The sequence below is a fragment of the Pseudomonas asiatica genome, assembly GCF_040214835.1.
Taxonomy (GTDB): Bacteria; Pseudomonadota; Gammaproteobacteria; order Pseudomonadales; family Pseudomonadaceae; genus Aquipseudomonas; species Aquipseudomonas putida_Z.
Genome location: NZ_CP157874.1, coordinates 5778767 through 5793784, shown reverse-complemented (window position 1 = coordinate 5793784; position 15018 = coordinate 5778767). Strand labels below are relative to the sequence as shown.

Sequence of the window (15018 nt, the reverse complement as noted above, 5' to 3'; positions counted from 1 at the left end):
TCTTCACTGCAGAGGGATTGCCATGGGTATCATTGGAACCATCTTCATCGGCCTTATCGTCGGCCTGCTGGCCCGCTTCATCAAGCCGGGCGACGACAGCATGGGCTGGATCATGACCATCCTGCTGGGGATTGCCGGCTCGCTGCTGGCCACCTACGGCGGCCAGGCGCTGGGTATCTACCAGGCCGGGCAGGCTGCCGGTTTCCTTGGCGCGCTGATCGGTGCTGTGATCCTTCTGGTGATCTACGGATTCATCAAGAAACGCTGAATACTGGTTAGAATGCCCGGCAATTCATTCGAGTTGCCGAGCATTTTCATGCGTGCCTTTTTCCTCGCCCCACTGCTGTTGGCCAGCACCCTGGCCCATGCCGAACTGCCTGAAACCGACTGGCTGGAGCTGATGCCCAAGTCGGACCAGCAGGCACTCGAGCAAATGCCCGATATCGACCACAACTCGCCGGAAGCCATGGGCACCTTTACCGACAAGGGCGGCCTGAAGCAGAGCAAGGGCCTGCCGGCGGTGATGTACTCGACCAAGACCGTGGCGGCCATGAACGGCAAGGAAATTCGCCTGGGCGGCTACCCGGTGCCGCTGGAGAGCGATGCCAAGGGCAACAGCACGTTGTTCTTCCTGGTGCCGTACCCGGGCGCGTGCATCCATGTGCCGCCACCGCCACCGAACCAGCTGGTACTGGTGCGCTACCCGAAAGGCCTGAAGATCGATGATATCTACACACCGCTGTGGGTCAGCGGCAAGCTGAAGGTGGAGAAGGTCAGCAATGACCTGGCCGATGCGGCCTATGCGCTGGATGCCGGGAAGGTGAGGGTGGTGGAGGATGCAGACCTCTGATTGCCTGCACTGGCCCTTTCGCGGGTAAACCCGCTCCCACAGGGTCTCCACAAACCTTGAATATTGTGGAGACCTTGTGGGAGCGGGTTTACCCGCGAAGGGGCCCGAACAGGCACTGCAAAACTCAGATCATTTCACAGCCAATCCTGACCCCCAGCGAGCTGCTGCCCCCAGGCTTCAATTCCACCAAGTCATCCCACACATTCGCCGTCTCGATGCACAGCATCCGCTGCCACCCATCATCAGCCATGTCCGGCAGATCCCTGGCCCGTTCAGTCCAAGGGTTCCAGATCACCGCCGAGCGCGACCCACTGCTGGTCAAGGTAATGCGCCGCTCCCAATGCGGGTCGACGATGCTAAGGGTTTGCGGGGTCGCCAGGTAGATCCGGTCGGTCTCCCCGGCAAACGCCAGCGGCCCCTGCTGCTGGCGCTGCTCCCAGTCAGCCAGGGTCTCGATATAGCTCAGTCCCTCCACCCCTTCGACCCGCGCCTGGCGCACGTCACTGACCGCGAAGTAGCTGTGCAGGGCCTGGCTGATGGTGACGGGGGTATTGCCCATGTTGCGGCTGGTCAGGTTCAGCTTCAGGTCCTCGCCCAGCTCCACTACCAGCTTCAGCTCGACGTCATGAGGCCAGCCAGGCAGGTCACCCTGCGCTTCCGGCAGTTCGAATTCGATACGCAGGCCTTCGCCCGCTTCCTCGATAGCCAGCAATTGCCAGTCGCGCGCGCGCACCAGGCCGTGGGCGGGAGCCTGTTTGCCGTGGTACATGGCCTGCACGGCCTGGGGGTTGCGCTGCAGGTTGCCGAACCACGGCCAGCACACCGGCACACCGGCGCGTACCGACTTGCCCTGACGGAAGATGGCCTGGTCGCTCAGCCACAGCAGCGGTGGCTCGCCAACGCGCTGGTAGCTGAGGATCTGCGCGCCCTGCTGGGCGATCAGTAGTTCGGCTTGGTCGCTGCTGATACGCCAGCAGTTGAGTTCGCCATGTTGCTCGGTTACGACCTGGAAGGTAGCCATTGCATTCATCTCATTGATTGCCAGTGGGCCTTGGACCCGGGCACATGCAATGAGTTTACCGCCGGCGTGGCTCAGCGACGAGGTACGGAGCGGGTGCGGCCACTGCCGTCGATGGCGACGAAGACGAAGACTGCTTCGGTGACCTTGCGCCATTCGCTGGACAGCGGGTCGTCGCTCCACACTTCGACCATCATCTGGATCGAGCTGCGACCGATTTCCAGGGTCTGGGTATAGAACGACAGCTGCGCGCCGACGGCGACCGGGACCAGAAAGGCCATGCGGTCGATGGCTACGGTGGCCACGCGGCCGCCGGCGACACGGCTGGCCATGGCGGTACCGGCCAAGTCCATCTGGGCGACCAGCCAGCCGCCGAAGATGTCGCCAAACCCGTTGGTTTCGCGCGGCAGTGCGGTGATCTGCAAGGCCAGGTCACCTTGCGGGATAGGATCTTCTTGTTCGAGCTCAATCATGCGATGGGGCCTCTGACCCGTGACGCTTTTCGTTGGTGTGGCGCAAAGGCCGGGTAAACGATTCAGCTTGAAACATACTACGCCGATTTCGTTTCACTGAGCGGCCGTAGGGAAACTCTGCGAAACCGCCTGACATAAAGACCGGCGTTTTCGCACAACATCCCACGCTAGCAGCAACCTTTTCCTACGAACTGCCAGTATATAGAGCATAACGGCCAGCGACGACCGTGCATTCATGAATATGTGTAGGGATTTTGTATCGCTTCCGGCGCAGCTCAGCAATTTGCTATCTTCGCCTGTCTCCCACTCCAGAAGCCGCGTGCCAAGCGGCCTGCATGCCTACAAAGAGAACAATCAGCGATGACTTCCGTGCCGAGCAGTATCGAGCAGCCCTCGCGGCCGCTGACCCGCAGTGACTACAAGACTCTCTCACTGTCCGCCCTGGGCGGCGCGCTGGAGTTCTACGACTTCATCATCTTCGTGTTCTTCGCCACGGTGGTCGGCAAGCTGTTCTTCCCCGCCGACATGCCCGAATGGCTGCGCCTGATGCAAACCTTCGGCATTTTTGCCGCCGGCTATCTGGCGCGGCCGCTGGGCGGCATCATCATGGCCCACTTCGGCGACCTGCTCGGGCGCAAGAAGATGTTCACCCTGAGCATCTTCATGATGGCCCTGCCAACGCTGATCATGGGCCTGCTGCCCACCTATGCACAGATCGGCATGTGGGCGCCGATCCTGTTGCTGCTGATGCGCGTGATCCAGGGCGCGGCCATCGGCGGTGAGGTACCGGGCGCCTGGGTATTCGTGTCCGAGCACGTGCCAGAGCGCAACACCGGCTACGCCTGCGGCACCCTAACCGCTGGCCTCACCGCGGGTATCCTGCTTGGCTCGCTGGTGGCGACCCTGATCAACAGCGTCTACAGCGCAGAGGAAGTGGCCGATTACGCTTGGCGTATCCCGTTCCTGCTCGGCGGTGTATTCGGCCTGTTCTCGGTGTACCTGCGCCGTTGGCTGCACGAAACCCCGGTGTTCGCCGAGATGCAGCAGCGCAAGGCGCTGGCCGAGGAGCTGCCGTTGCGCGCGGTGCTGCGTGACCATCGCGGTGCGATCATCCTGTCGATGCTGCTGACCTGGATGCTGTCGGCCGCCATCGTGGTGCTCATCCTGATGACTCCGGCGCTGCTGCAGAGCATCTACCACATCAGCCCCACCGACTCGCTCAAGGCCAACAGCCTGGCCATCGTGCTGCTCAGCTTCGGCTGCATCGGCGCTGGCAGCCTGGCTGATCGTTTTGGCGCGGGCCGGGTGTTCGTGATCGGCAGCCTGTTGCTGCTGGCGACCTCCTGGACCTTCTACCACAGCTTGCCTACGCGCCCCGAGCTGCTGTTCCCGCTGTATGCAGTGACCGGCCTGTGCGTGGGCGTGATTGGCGCGGTGCCTTATGTGATGGTCAAGGCGTTCCCGGCGGTGGTGCGCTTCAGCGGGCTGTCGTTCTCGTACAACGTGGCCTACGCAATCTTTGGCGGGCTGACGCCGATGGTGGTGACTGCGCTGCTGAAAGTGAGCCCGATGGCACCGGCCTACTATGTGGCGGGGTTGTGTGCCGTTGGTCTGGTTGTGGGCCTGTACCTGCTCGCCAACAAGCGCTGATCGGCACCGATTGGTCAACGCAGTCATTGTAGGAGCGGCCTTGTGTCGCGATGGGCTGCGCAGCAGCCCCAGAGATCGCAACCCGGCACAAATTGCCGGGGCTGCTGCGCAGCCCATCGCGACACAAGGCCGCTCCTACAGGTATTGCCAAGCAGCTGAGCGGTGATGGCCTTTCATCCAATTGTCATATTCAAGTCATATCGTATTCATGCGGCCTGCAGATACTTGGGCCCGTTCCATCCAACACCCCAATATTCCTGCTAGGAGCAAGGCATGAAACTGAAGCGTTTGATGGCGGCCCTCACCTTTGCCGCCGCTGGCGTTGCAACCGCCAACGCGGTAGCCGCTGTCGATCCTGCGATCCCGACCTACACCAAGACCACCGGTGTTTCGGGCAACCTCTCCAGCGTCGGTTCGGACACCCTCGCCAACCTGATGACTCTGTGGGCCGAGGCCTACAAGAAGGAATATCCGAACGTAAACATCCAGATCCAGGCTGCCGGCTCCTCCACCGCGCCACCCGCGCTGACCGAAGGCACCGCCAACCTCGGCCCGATGAGCCGCAAGATGAAGGACGTCGAGCTGCAGGCCTTCGAGCAGAAGTACGGCTACAAACCGACCGCCATCCCGGTCGCCGTAGACGCCCTGGCTGTGTTCGTGCACAAGGACAACCCGATCAAAGGCCTGACCATGGCCCAGGTCGACGCCATCTTCTCTTCCACCCGCCTGTGCGGTGGCAAAGCCGACGTCAAGACCTGGGGTGACCTGGGTGTGACCGGCGACCTGGCCAACAAGCCAGTACAGCTGTTCGGCCGTAACTCGGTATCGGGCACCTACGGCTACTTCAAGGAAGAAGCCCTGTGCAAAGGCGACTTCAAGCCTAACGTCAACGAACAGCCTGGCTCGGCCTCGGTCGTGCAGTCGATCAGCTCCTCGCTGAACGGTATCGGCTACTCGGGCATCGGCTACAAGACTGCCAGCGTCAAGACCGTGGCCCTGGCCAAGAAGGAAGGCGGCGAGTTCGTTGAAGACAACGAAGCCAACGCCCTGAACGGCACCTACCCGCTGTCGCGCTTCCTGTACGTCTACGTCAACAAGGCCCCGAACAAGCCTCTGGCCCCGCTGGAAGCCGAGTTCGTCAAGCTGGTGCTGTCGCAAGCTGGCCAGCAGGTCGTGGTGAAGGATGGCTACATCCCGCTGCCGGCCAAAGTCGTCGACAAGACCTTGGCTGACCTGGGCCTGTCCCACGCTGGTAACGTCGCAAAAAAGTAAGTAATTGAAGGGGAGGCCGGCGCTGATGCCCGGCCTCTTCCACGAAATTCCAGTCCGAAGCCAGGTTTCCTGTGCGGCGGGCTTTCGTGCGTCACCACTTTGTAATGTTTTTGTCACACGGGACCGCTAGGGTGTGCGCATGAATGATCTGGCCAACTCCAACATGACCCAAAACTCCCAGCCCGTGCGGATTGATTTCAATACGCCGGAGTTGCAACGCAAGCGCCGCATGCGCGCGCTCAAGGACCGCCTGACCCGCTGGTATGTACTGGTGGGCGGGCTTGCCGTATTGGCGGCGATCACCCTGATCTTCTTCTATCTGGCCTATGTGGTGCTGCCGCTGTTCCAGGGCGCCGAGCTGACCAGCAAGAAAGCCTTGGAGCCGACCTGGTTGCAACAGGATGCCGGCAAGCCGCTGATGATCGCGCTTGAAGAGCAGAACCTGGTGGGCATGCGCGTTTCGGACAAGGGCCAGGCACTGTTCTTCGATACCAAGACCGGTAACGAGCTCAAGCGTTTCGACCTGCCGGTACCGGCAGGCACCCAGGTCACTTCGATCAGTGCCGACCAGCCGGGTAGCCCGCTGGTGGTGCTGGGCTTGTCCAATGGCCAGGCGCTGGTGTTCCACCACACCTACAAGATCACCTACCCGGACAACAAGAAAACCATCGCCCCCGGCATCGACTACCCGTACGGCGAGCAACCGTTCGTGCTCGACGAGCAGGGCCGTGCGCTGGAGCATGTCAGCGTCAACGTCAATGGCGACACCCTGCTGATGGCCGGTTCCACCGGCGCGCACCTGCAGGTGGTCGAGCTGACCCGCACCGAAAACATGATGACCGAAGAGGTCACCACCGAGCAGAACCGCATCGAATTGCCGCAGATGACCGAAACGGTGAAGAACATCTTCATCGACCCGCGTCAGCAGTGGCTGTACGTGATCAACGGCCGCGCCACCGCAGACGTGTTCAACCTGCGCGACAAGAGCCTCAACGGCCGCTACAAATTGTCTGAAAGCGCCGACACCGAAATTACCGCCACCGCCCAGCTGGTCGGCGGCATCTCGCTGATCATCGGCGACTCCAAGGGTGGCCTGGCTCAGTGGTTCATGGCCCGTGACCCGGATGGCGAATCCCGCTTCAAGCTGATCCGCACCTTCCAGATGGGCAAGGCCGCGGTCGTGCAGATCGACGCCGAAGAGCGCCGCAAGGGCTTCGTCGCCCTCGACGCCGCAGGCGAGCTGGGCGTGTTCCACAGCACCGCGCACCGTACCCTGCTGGTCGAGCCGGCCGCCGAAGGCCCCGGCATCCTGGCCCTTTCGCCACGTGCCAACCGCATCATCATCGAAGAAGGCGGCAAGCTGCTGCCACTGAGCCTGCGCAACCCGCACCCGGAAATTTCCTTCAGCGCGCTGTGGGGCAAGGTGTGGTACGAGAACTACGACGAGCCGAAATACGTCTGGCAATCTACCGCATCGAACACCGACTTCGAGCCCAAGCTGAGCCTGTCGCCGCTGACCTTCGGTACCTTGAAGGCCGCGTTCTACGCCATGATCCTGGCGGCCCCGCTGGCGATTGCCGCGGCCATCTACACCGCCTACTTCATGGCCCCGGGCATGCGCCGCAAGGTCAAGCCGGTGATCGAACTGATGGAAGCGATGCCGACGGTGATCCTCGGCTTCTTCGCCGGCCTGTTCCTCGCCCCCTACCTGGAAGGCCACCTGCCGGGCGTGTTCAGCCTGTTCCTGCTGATGCCGCTCGGTATCCTGCTGGCCGGCTTCGCCTGGACCCGCCTGCCCGAGTCGATCCGCCTGCGTATCCCGGATGGCTGGGAAGCGGCGATCCTGATCCCGGTCATCCTGTTCACCGGCTGGTTCGCCCTGACCATGAGCCCGCACCTCGAGAACTGGTTCTTTGGCGGCGACATGCGCCTGTGGATCACCAACGACCTGGGGATAACCTACGACCAGCGCAACGCCTTGGTCGTGGGTATCGCCATGGGCTTCGCGGTCATCCCGAACATCTACTCCATCGCCGAAGACGCCGTGTTCAGCGTGCCGCGCAGCCTGACCCTGGGCTCCCTGGCCCTGGGAGCGACGCCATGGCAGACCCTGACTCGCGTGGTCATCCTCACCGCCAGCCCGGGTATCTTCTCGGCGCTGATGATCGGTATGGGCCGTGCGGTGGGCGAGACCATGATCGTGCTGATGGCCACCGGCAACACCCCGGTGATGGAGTTGAACCTGTTCGAGGGCATGCGCACCCTGGCCGCCAACGTGGCCGTGGAAATGCCGGAGTCGGAAGTCGGCGGCAGCCACTATCGCGTGCTGTTCCTGGCCGCGCTGGTGCTGCTGATGTTCACCTTCATCATGAACACCTTGGCCGAGCTGATTCGCCAGCGTCTGCGCAAGAAATACTCGTCGCTTTGATAGAAAGGTAGCGATCCGTGAAAAAGGATTCCCTCAAAGGCTGGTTCAAGAGCGGCGCCCCAGGCGTCTGGATGAGCGGCGGTGCGGTGGCCATGGCAGTGATCATGACCGTTGGCCTGCTGGCGGTGATTGCCGTGCGCGGCCTGGGCCACTTCTGGCCGGCCGATCTTGTCCAGGCCACCTACAAGGTGCCGGGCCAGGCCGACCACGTCGTCATTGGCGAAGTGGTGCAAAAGGAAGAAGTACCCCGTGCCCGCCTGAAGGGCGCCGGCCTGCCAGTGCCTGACCAAGGCCCGGAGTTCATGACCCGTGAGCTGATCAAGGTGGGCAACCGCGACCTCAACGGCAGCGACTTCACCTGGGTGGTCGGCGACTGGCTGGTCGACGAAAAGCGCCCGACCGACCTGATCGCCCTGGAGCGTCGCGAGTGGGGCAACTTCTACGGCTACCTGGTCAGCGTCAAGGAAGAAGGCCGCGTGGTCGCCGAAGGTGCTGCCGCCTGGGCCGAGCTGCAGGCCCGCCTCAAGCGCGCCAACCAGCTCAACAGCGAACTGCAAAGCCTCGAGAAGAAAGACATCGGCGCCATCAACCATGGCCTCGAGCGCCTGCGTCTGCAGGCGCGCAAGCTGGAGCTGGACGGCAAGCTGGACGCCGCTGCCCAGGCCGACATGGACGCCGAGCGCGCCGAGCTGAACAGCCGCTACAAGGCCATCGAAGACCGCCTGACCGGCCTGCACCAGGCCTTCGCTCGCGACAGCCTGGTGGCCCGCGATGGCAACGGCCGTGAAGTGGAAATCAACCTCAGCAAGGTGGTGCACGCCATCCAGCCGAACGCCATGTCGGGGTTCACCAAGCTGGGGGCCTACTTCACCAAGGTCTGGGAGTTCCTCAGCGACGACCCGCGTGAAGCCAACACCGAGGGCGGTATCTTCCCGGCCATCTTCGGTACCGTGATGATGACCCTGATCATGGCCGTGATCGTCACCCCGTTCGGTGTGCTGGCTGCCGTGTACCTGCGCGAATACGCCAGACAGGGCCCGGTGACCCGCCTGATCCGCATCGCGGTGAACAACCTGGCCGGTGTACCGGCGATCGTCTACGGCGTGTTCGGCCTGGGCTTCTTCGTCTATGTGCTGGGTGGCTCGATCGACCGCCTGTTCTTCCCCGAAGCACTGCCGGCGCCAACCCTGGGTACCCCGGGCCTGCTGTGGGCATCTTTGACCCTGGCGCTGCTGGCCGTGCCGGTGGTGATCGTGGCCACCGAGGAAGGCCTGGCGCGTATCCCGCGTACCGTGCGCGAAGGCTCGCTGGCCCTGGGCGCGACCAAGGCCGAGACCCTGTGGAAGATCGTCCTTCCAATGGCCAGCCCGGCGATGATGACCGGCATGATCCTCGCCGTGGCCCGCGCCGCCGGTGAAGTGGCACCGCTGATGCTGGTAGGTGTGGTAAAGCTGGCCCCGTCGCTGCCGGTGGACGGGAACTACCCGTACCTGCACCTGGACCAGAAGATCATGCACCTGGGCTTCCACATCTATGACGTCGGCTTCCAGAGCCCCAACGTCGAGGCCGCGCGGCCGCTGGTATATGCCACGGCGTTGCTGCTGGTGCTGGTGATTGCGGCCCTCAACCTCTCGGCCGTGTGGATCCGTAACCACCTGCGCGAGAAGTACAAGGCCCTCGACAGCTGATCCTGATTGCAAGCGTGCCGCCCGTGAGCCGGGCGGCCCTTTGAAACGAATTGTTAGCGTATGGAGTTGACCATGCAGCAAGAATCCCATACCCACGGCATCGACATGTCTGCCCTGGGCCGCGACAAGCAGAGCCTGCGCCTGGCCGAAGAAACCGTAGCCATCGAAGTGCCGGGCCTGAGCCTGTTCTACGGCGACAAACAAGCGCTGTTCGACGTGCAGATGAACATCCCCAAGCAGCGCGTGACCGCCTTCATCGGCCCGTCCGGCTGCGGCAAGTCGACCCTGCTGCGCACCTTCAACCGCATGAACGACCTGGTTGACGGCTGCCGCGTGGAAGGCGCCATCAACCTGTACGGCAACAACATCTACCGCAAGGGCGAAGACGTGGCCGAGCTGCGCCGCCGTGTGGGCATGGTGTTCCAGAAGCCCAACCCGTTCCCCAAGACCATCTACGAAAACGTGGTCTACGGCCTGCGCATCCAGGGCATCAACAAGAAGCGCGTGCTCGACGAAGCGGTCGAGTGGGCGCTGAAGGGTGCGGCCCTGTGGGACGAGGTCAAGGACCGCCTGCACGACTCGGCACTGGGCCTGTCCGGTGGCCAGCAGCAGCGTCTGGTCATCGCCCGTACCATCGCCGTGGAGCCGGAAGTGCTGCTGCTCGACGAACCGTGCTCGGCACTGGATCCGATCTCGACGCTGAAAGTCGAGGAGCTGATCTACGAATTGAAATCCAAGTACACCATCGTCATCGTGACCCACAACATGCAGCAGGCGGCCCGTGTTTCGGACTACACCGCGTTCATGTACATGGGCAAACTGGTCGAATTCGGGGATACCGACACCCTGTTCACCAACCCGGCGAAGAAGCAGACCGAAGACTACATCACCGGTCGCTACGGCTGATCGCCGCTCCGGATAGGTACCTGGCCCCTGTGGGAGCGGGTTTACCCGCGAAGCAGGCGCCGCGGTGTCTGGCACCGGCTTCGCCGGTGTTCGCGGGTAAACCCGCTCCCACAGACCAGGGAACGAGACGAACAAATTGAAGCTTGCAGCTTCTTCGCGGAGCGAACGATGATCAACAAAGAAAGCCTTACGCATCACATTTCCCAGCAGTTCAACGCCGAGCTCGAAGAGGTGCGTAGCCACCTGCTGGCCATGGGCGGCCTGGTCGAAAAGCAGGTCAACGACGCAGTCACTGCGCTGATCGAAGCCGACTCGGGCCTGGCCCAGCAAGTGCGCGAAGTCGACGAGCAGATCAACCAGATGGAGCGCAACATCGACGAGGAGTGCCTGCGCATCCTCGCCCGTCGTCAGCCGGCGGCCTCCGACCTGCGCCTGATCATCAGCATCTCCAAGTCGGTGATCGACCTGGAGCGCATCGGTGACGAGTCGACCAAGATCGCCCGTCGCGCCATCCAGCTGTGCGAGGAAGGCGAGTCGCCGCGCGGCTATGTCGAGGTGCGTCACATCGGCGATCAGGTACGCAACATGGTCCGCGACGCGCTGGACGCCTTTGCCCGCTTCGACGCCGACCTGGCGCTGTCGGTGGCCCAGTACGACAAGACCATCGACCGTGAATACAAGACCGCCCTGCGTGAGCTGGTGACCTACATGATGGAAGACCCGCGCTCGATCTCGCGGGTACTGAGCGTTATCTGGGTCCTGCGTTCGCTGGAGCGTATCGGCGACCATGCGCGCAACATCTCCGAGCTGGTGATCTACCTGGTGCGCGGCACCGACGTGCGTCACATGGGCCTCAAGCGCATGACGGCAGAAGTGCAGGGCACTGCTGTTTCCGACGGCGAAAACGCTAATGTTCCGGCCGAACCTGACGATAAGTAAGGTTGCTCCCGAGCATCGACGCCCGGCCTTGGCCGGGCGTTTTCGTTTGCGGTCGAGGAGCCGGCAGGCACCCGCGAACGATGTGAAGAAGTCCCGGCGTGACCAGGTTGTAGCAAGTGGCCATTATTCGGCGGTAGGCTAGTCGGGATTCAGAAGGAGTATCGATGAGTAAAGTGAATGTGCTGGTCGTGGATGACGCCCCGTTTATCCGTGACCTGGTCCGCAAATGCCTGCGCAATGCCTTCCCGGGCATGACCATCGACGACGCCGTCAACGGTCGCAAGGCCATGGCCATGCTGGGCAAGGAAGCGTTCGACCTGGTTCTGTGCGACTGGGAGATGCCGGAAATGTCCGGTCTGGAACTGCTCACCTGGTGCCGCCAGCAGCCTGAGTTGAAGAACCTGCAGTTCATCATGGTGACCAGCCGTGGCGACAAGGAAAACGTCATCCAGGCGATTCAGGCGGGCGTTTCCGATTTTGTCGGCAAGCCGTTCACCAACGAGCAATTGCTGACCAAGGTGAAAAAGGCCCTGACCAAGATCGGCAAGCTCGACAGCCTGATGGCCAGCGGCCCGGCACGGGTCAACTCGGCGTTCGCCAATGACTCGCTGAATGCGCTGACCGCCGGCAAGCCTGAAGCGGTGAAGGTCACGGCGCCAGCGCCGGCACCTGCACTCGCCAGGCCAGTGGCCAATGCCCCCCGGCCCGCCGCTCCTGCGCCGACCGGCCGTGGCCAGGGCCAGTTGCGCCTGGCCGGCGGCATGCAGCCATGCGTGATCAAGGCGCTGAGCCTGAAAGAGGCCCTGCTGGTGGTGCGCCGTGGCGAAGCGCTGCCCCAAGTGCTGGAAGGCGCGGTGCTGGACCTGGAGCAGGGCGAGAACGCCGAAGTCGCGCGCCTGAACGGCTACCTGCATGCCGTCGCGGCACTGGAACCCAAGCCCGACAGTGACTGGTTGCAACTGACCTTCAAGTTCGTCGACCAGGATGCCCAGAAGCTCGACTACCTGTCGCGGCTGATTGCCCGCGGGACGGCGCAGAAGCATTTCACCCCGGGCGCCTGAGTAATGACTACTGGCCCCATTGCCGGCAAGCCAGCTCCCACAGGTACAGCGTCAACCTCTGGCCTTGTGCATTTCCTGTGGGAGCTGGCTTGCCGGCGATGGGGCCAGTCCTGTTGACGCCATCCGACCAACTGTCATACCCGCCGCAAAACCCCCTGCTAGGCTTCGACAAATCATAACTGTCAAAAAGCCACTATCATGCCCGCCCGCCTGCTGCTGTTCTGTGCATTGCTCATGGCCTCGGCGTCGAGCCTGGGCATGACTATCTACGAGATCACCGATGATGGCCGTGTGACCTCCTATTCCGACCGGCCCGGCCCCGGTGCCAAAACCTTTGTGCGGCGCGTACCCATGGTCGAAGTGCCCGAAGGCCAGGTGCTGCTGAACGCGATAACCTTCAACGGTGGCGTGAGCTTTTCGGCCCGCAACCAGCTGCATGTGCCGGTGGAGGTAGAGCTGCGCCTGGACAACCTGGTGAACGCACAAGGTGGCAATGCCCCGCGTACCGTGCGCCGGGTACTGCCGCCGCGCACCACGCAAATGCTCAGCGTGCTCAGGGGGCGTCCCGGGATGTTGCTGAACTACCGCTCGACCCTGCTGCAGGCCATGGGCGACCCGGGCAAGCGGCCCCAGGGCTTCCGCTATGCATTCCCCTGGATTGGCGGGCCGTTCCGCGTGACCCAGGGCCCCAATGGCCGGGTCAGCCATTTTGGGCCCAAGGGGCGTTATGCCATGGATATCGCCATGCCCGAAGGCACCACCATCATCGCGGCGCGGGAAGGGGTGGTGGTGAAGACGGAGAACAGCCAGAGCGGGCGCGGCCCCAACCCGTCGGGCAATTTCGTCAGGATCCTGCACCCGGACGGCACCATGGGTGTGTACCTGCACCTGATGCGCGGTTCGGTGGTGGTGGCAGAGGGGCAACGGGTGCGGCAGGGGCAGATGCTGGCCAAGTCGGGCAATACCGGCAACAGCACCGGGCCGCACCTGCATTTCGTGGTGCAGCGCAATGTGGGGTTGGCGCTGGAGTCGATACCTTATCGGTTCGACAGGCCGATCGGAGGGTTGCCTGACTTCACTGCGGGTAACCCTTGAGATTTTTGGGGCCGCTTTGCGGCCCCATCGCGACACAAGGCCGCTCCTACAGGGATACGCGAACCCCTGTAGGAGCGGCCTTGCGTCGCGAAGGGCTGCAAAGCAGCCCCCTGGCCCTCAATCCAGCTTGAGCACCTTGGCCAGCACGATCTTCGGCCCTTTCATCTTCTTGATGATGATGCGCAGCCCTTCGACCTCCAGCACTTCCTCTTCTTCAGGCACGCGCTTGAGCGTCTCGTAGACCAGCCCGGCGAGGGTTTCTGCTTCGATATGGTCAAGGTCGACGCCCAGCAGGCGCTCGACCTTGAACAGCGGCGTGTCGCCACGCACCAGCAGCTTGCCCGGCTGGTAGGCGAGGATGCCGCGCTCGGTCTTGCGGTGCTCGTCCTGGATGTCGCCCACCAGCACTTCCAGCACGTCTTCCATGGTCAGGTAGCCAATCACCTTGCCATCGGCTTCCTCCACCAGCACGAAGTGCGCGCCGCCCTTGCGGAACTGCTCCAGCAACTGCGCCAGCGGCATGTGCCGCGACACGCGCTCCAGTGGCCGTGCCAGGTCGTCGAGGTCGATGGTTTCGGGCAGGTGCTCGAGTTCGGCCAGCTCCAGCAGCAGGTCCTTGATGTGCAGCAGGCCGGTGAATTCTTCACGCTCGGCGTCGTACACCGGGTAGCGGCTGAACTTGTGGCGGCGCACCAGGGCCAGGATCTGCTTCAACGGCGCATGGGCGTCGATGCTGACCATGTCCTCGCGCGAGTTGGCCCAGTCGACCACCTCCAGCTCGCCCATTTCCACGGCCGAGGCCAGCACGCGCATGCCTTGGTCGCTCGGGTCCTGGCCACGGCTGGAGTGCAGGATCAGCTTGAGCTCTTCACGGCTGTAGTGGTGCTCGTGGTGTGGGCCGGGCTCACCCTGGCCGGCAATGCGCAGGATGGTGTTGGCGCTGGCATTGAGCAGGTAGATGGCCGGGTACATCACCCAGTAGAACAGGTACAGCGGCACGGCGGTCCACAGCGACAGCAGCTCGGGCTTGCGGATGGCCCAGGACTTGGGCGCCAGCTCGCCGACCACGATGTGCAGGTACGAGATGACGAAGAAGGCGACGAAGAACGAGATGGCCTTGATCAGCTCGGGCGTGTCCACGCCCAGGTAGGCCAGCAGCGGCTCGAGCAGGTGGGCGAACGCCGGTTCACCGACCCAGCCCAGGCCCAGCGAGGCGAGGGTGATGCCCAGCTGGCAGGCCGACAGGTAGGCGTCGAGCTGGTTGTGTACCTTGCGCAGGATACTGCCACGCCAGCCATGCAGCTCGGCGATGGACTCGACGCGGGTGGCGCGCAGCTTGACCATGGCGAACTCGGCGGCAACGAAGAAGCCGTTGAGCAGCACCAGGAGCAAGGCAAAGATGATCATGCCGAAATCGGCGAATAACGAGGTGAGGCTGATACCAGGGGAAGGGTCCATGATGGAGTTTTTACGGGGTCCGTCTTCGAAATAGAGAGAAAAAAAGTGCCAGCTCTTGCTGGCACAGGGGGTCCAATGTAGCGGCTGGGGCCGTAAAAGCAAAGGGCGATGGATTCTTTGGGGGCGCTTTGCGCCCCATCGCGACACAAGGCCGCTCCTACAGGAGACCGCGATCCCGTG

Annotated in this window: 13 protein-coding genes; 10 read left to right on the top strand and 3 right to left on the bottom strand. The window is 63.0% G+C overall.

Features of this window, described 5'->3' with window-relative positions; translation table 11 throughout:
* Positions 1-22: 22 nt before the first annotated feature.
* Together ABNP31_RS25835 and ABNP31_RS25830 are read left to right on the top strand one after the other, a co-directional pair.
* A complete protein-coding gene (locus tag ABNP31_RS25835) occupies positions 23-268 on the top strand; it encodes a GlsB/YeaQ/YmgE family stress response membrane protein (RefSeq protein WP_012274863.1) in 246 nt (81 codons plus the stop codon).
* 48 nt (positions 269-316) lie between these two features.
* Positions 317-850 carry a DUF3299 domain-containing protein gene (locus ABNP31_RS25830; protein WP_176240873.1) on the top strand — a complete coding sequence of 178 codons (534 nt, stop codon included), beginning with the start codon at positions 317-319 and terminating at the stop codon, positions 848-850.
* 124 nt (positions 851-974) lie between these two features.
* Here ABNP31_RS25830 and ABNP31_RS25825 read toward each other — a convergent pair whose 3' ends face one another.
* Positions 975-1871 carry a D-hexose-6-phosphate mutarotase gene (locus ABNP31_RS25825; protein ID WP_085664258.1) on the bottom strand — a complete coding sequence of 299 codons (897 nt, stop codon included), beginning with the start codon at positions 1869-1871 and terminating at the stop codon, positions 975-977.
* Positions 1872-1942: 71 nt separating this feature from the next.
* Positions 1943-2341, bottom strand: coding sequence for an acyl-CoA thioesterase (locus tag ABNP31_RS25820; protein ID WP_003253317.1), 399 nt, complete (start codon positions 2339-2341; stop codon positions 1943-1945).
* 360 nt (positions 2342-2701) lie between these two features.
* Between ABNP31_RS25820 and ABNP31_RS25815 the strand changes: the two genes are divergently transcribed.
* The 8 genes from ABNP31_RS25815 (at position 2702) to ABNP31_RS25780 (ending at position 13380) form a co-directional block, all read left to right on the top strand.
* Complete coding sequence (locus tag ABNP31_RS25815) at positions 2702-3991, top strand: MFS transporter (RefSeq protein WP_085664259.1); 1290 nt, start codon at positions 2702-2704, stop codon at positions 3989-3991.
* A gap of 273 nt (positions 3992-4264) precedes the next feature.
* Positions 4265-5263, top strand: coding sequence for a phosphate ABC transporter substrate-binding protein PstS (locus tag ABNP31_RS25810; RefSeq protein WP_013974822.1), 999 nt, complete (start codon positions 4265-4267; stop codon positions 5261-5263).
* 139 nt (positions 5264-5402) lie between these two features.
* The gene (locus ABNP31_RS25805) at positions 5403-7691 is read left to right on the top strand and encodes an ABC transporter permease subunit (RefSeq protein WP_085588835.1); all 2289 of its coding nucleotides are present in this window, start codon (positions 5403-5405) and stop codon (positions 7689-7691) included.
* 71 nt (positions 7692-7762) lie between these two features.
* Complete coding sequence (pstA, locus tag ABNP31_RS25800) at positions 7763-9379, top strand: phosphate ABC transporter permease PstA (protein ID WP_238067658.1); 1617 nt, start codon at positions 7763-7765, stop codon at positions 9377-9379.
* Positions 9380-9451: 72 nt separating this feature from the next.
* Positions 9452-10285: a phosphate ABC transporter ATP-binding protein PstB gene (pstB, locus tag ABNP31_RS25795; RefSeq protein ID WP_003258171.1), complete on the top strand. Its 834-nt coding sequence runs from the start codon at positions 9452-9454 to the stop codon at positions 10283-10285.
* Between the two features lie 168 nt (positions 10286-10453).
* The gene (phoU, locus tag ABNP31_RS25790) at positions 10454-11224 is read left to right on the top strand and encodes a phosphate signaling complex protein PhoU (RefSeq protein ID WP_013974818.1); all 771 of its coding nucleotides are present in this window, start codon (positions 10454-10456) and stop codon (positions 11222-11224) included.
* Positions 11225-11388: 164 nt separating this feature from the next.
* Positions 11389-12285, top strand: a complete 897-nt coding sequence (locus ABNP31_RS25785) for a response regulator (protein ID WP_025341128.1) — start codon at positions 11389-11391, stop codon at positions 12283-12285.
* 198 nt (positions 12286-12483) lie between these two features.
* A complete protein-coding gene (locus ABNP31_RS25780; protein ID WP_013974816.1) occupies positions 12484-13380 on the top strand; it encodes a M23 family metallopeptidase in 897 nt (298 codons plus the stop codon).
* 117 nt (positions 13381-13497) lie between these two features.
* Here ABNP31_RS25780 and ABNP31_RS25775 read toward each other — a convergent pair whose 3' ends face one another.
* Positions 13498-14838, bottom strand: a complete 1341-nt coding sequence (locus tag ABNP31_RS25775; protein ID WP_013974815.1) for a hemolysin family protein — start codon at positions 14836-14838, stop codon at positions 13498-13500.
* Positions 14839-15018 lie beyond the last annotated feature (180 nt).

Bases quoted from the DNA above. Each gene is read 5' to 3' on its own strand.
- ABNP31_RS25835 (WP_012274863.1), top strand. From the start codon at position 23: ATGGGTATCATTGGAACCATCTTCATCGGCCTTATCGTCGGCCTGCTG.
- ABNP31_RS25830 (WP_176240873.1), top strand. From the start codon at position 317: ATGCGTGCCTTTTTCCTCGCCCCACTGCTGTTGGCCAGCACCCTGGCC.
- ABNP31_RS25825 (WP_085664258.1), bottom strand. From the start codon at position 1,871: ATGGCTACCTTCCAGGTCGTAACCGAGCAACATGGCGAACTCAACTGC.
- ABNP31_RS25820 (WP_003253317.1), bottom strand. From the start codon at position 2,341: ATGATTGAGCTCGAACAAGAAGATCCTATCCCGCAAGGTGACCTGGCC.
- ABNP31_RS25815 (WP_085664259.1), top strand. From the start codon at position 2,702: ATGACTTCCGTGCCGAGCAGTATCGAGCAGCCCTCGCGGCCGCTGACC.
- ABNP31_RS25810 (WP_013974822.1), top strand. From the start codon at position 4,265: ATGAAACTGAAGCGTTTGATGGCGGCCCTCACCTTTGCCGCCGCTGGC.
- ABNP31_RS25805 (WP_085588835.1), top strand. From the start codon at position 5,403: ATGAATGATCTGGCCAACTCCAACATGACCCAAAACTCCCAGCCCGTG.
- pstA (WP_238067658.1), top strand. From the start codon at position 7,763: ATGAGCGGCGGTGCGGTGGCCATGGCAGTGATCATGACCGTTGGCCTG.
- pstB (WP_003258171.1), top strand. From the start codon at position 9,452: ATGCAGCAAGAATCCCATACCCACGGCATCGACATGTCTGCCCTGGGC.
- phoU (WP_013974818.1), top strand. From the start codon at position 10,454: ATGATCAACAAAGAAAGCCTTACGCATCACATTTCCCAGCAGTTCAAC.
- ABNP31_RS25785 (WP_025341128.1), top strand. From the start codon at position 11,389: ATGAGTAAAGTGAATGTGCTGGTCGTGGATGACGCCCCGTTTATCCGT.
- ABNP31_RS25780 (WP_013974816.1), top strand. From the start codon at position 12,484: ATGCCCGCCCGCCTGCTGCTGTTCTGTGCATTGCTCATGGCCTCGGCG.
- ABNP31_RS25775 (WP_013974815.1), bottom strand. From the start codon at position 14,838: ATGGACCCTTCCCCTGGTATCAGCCTCACCTCGTTATTCGCCGATTTC.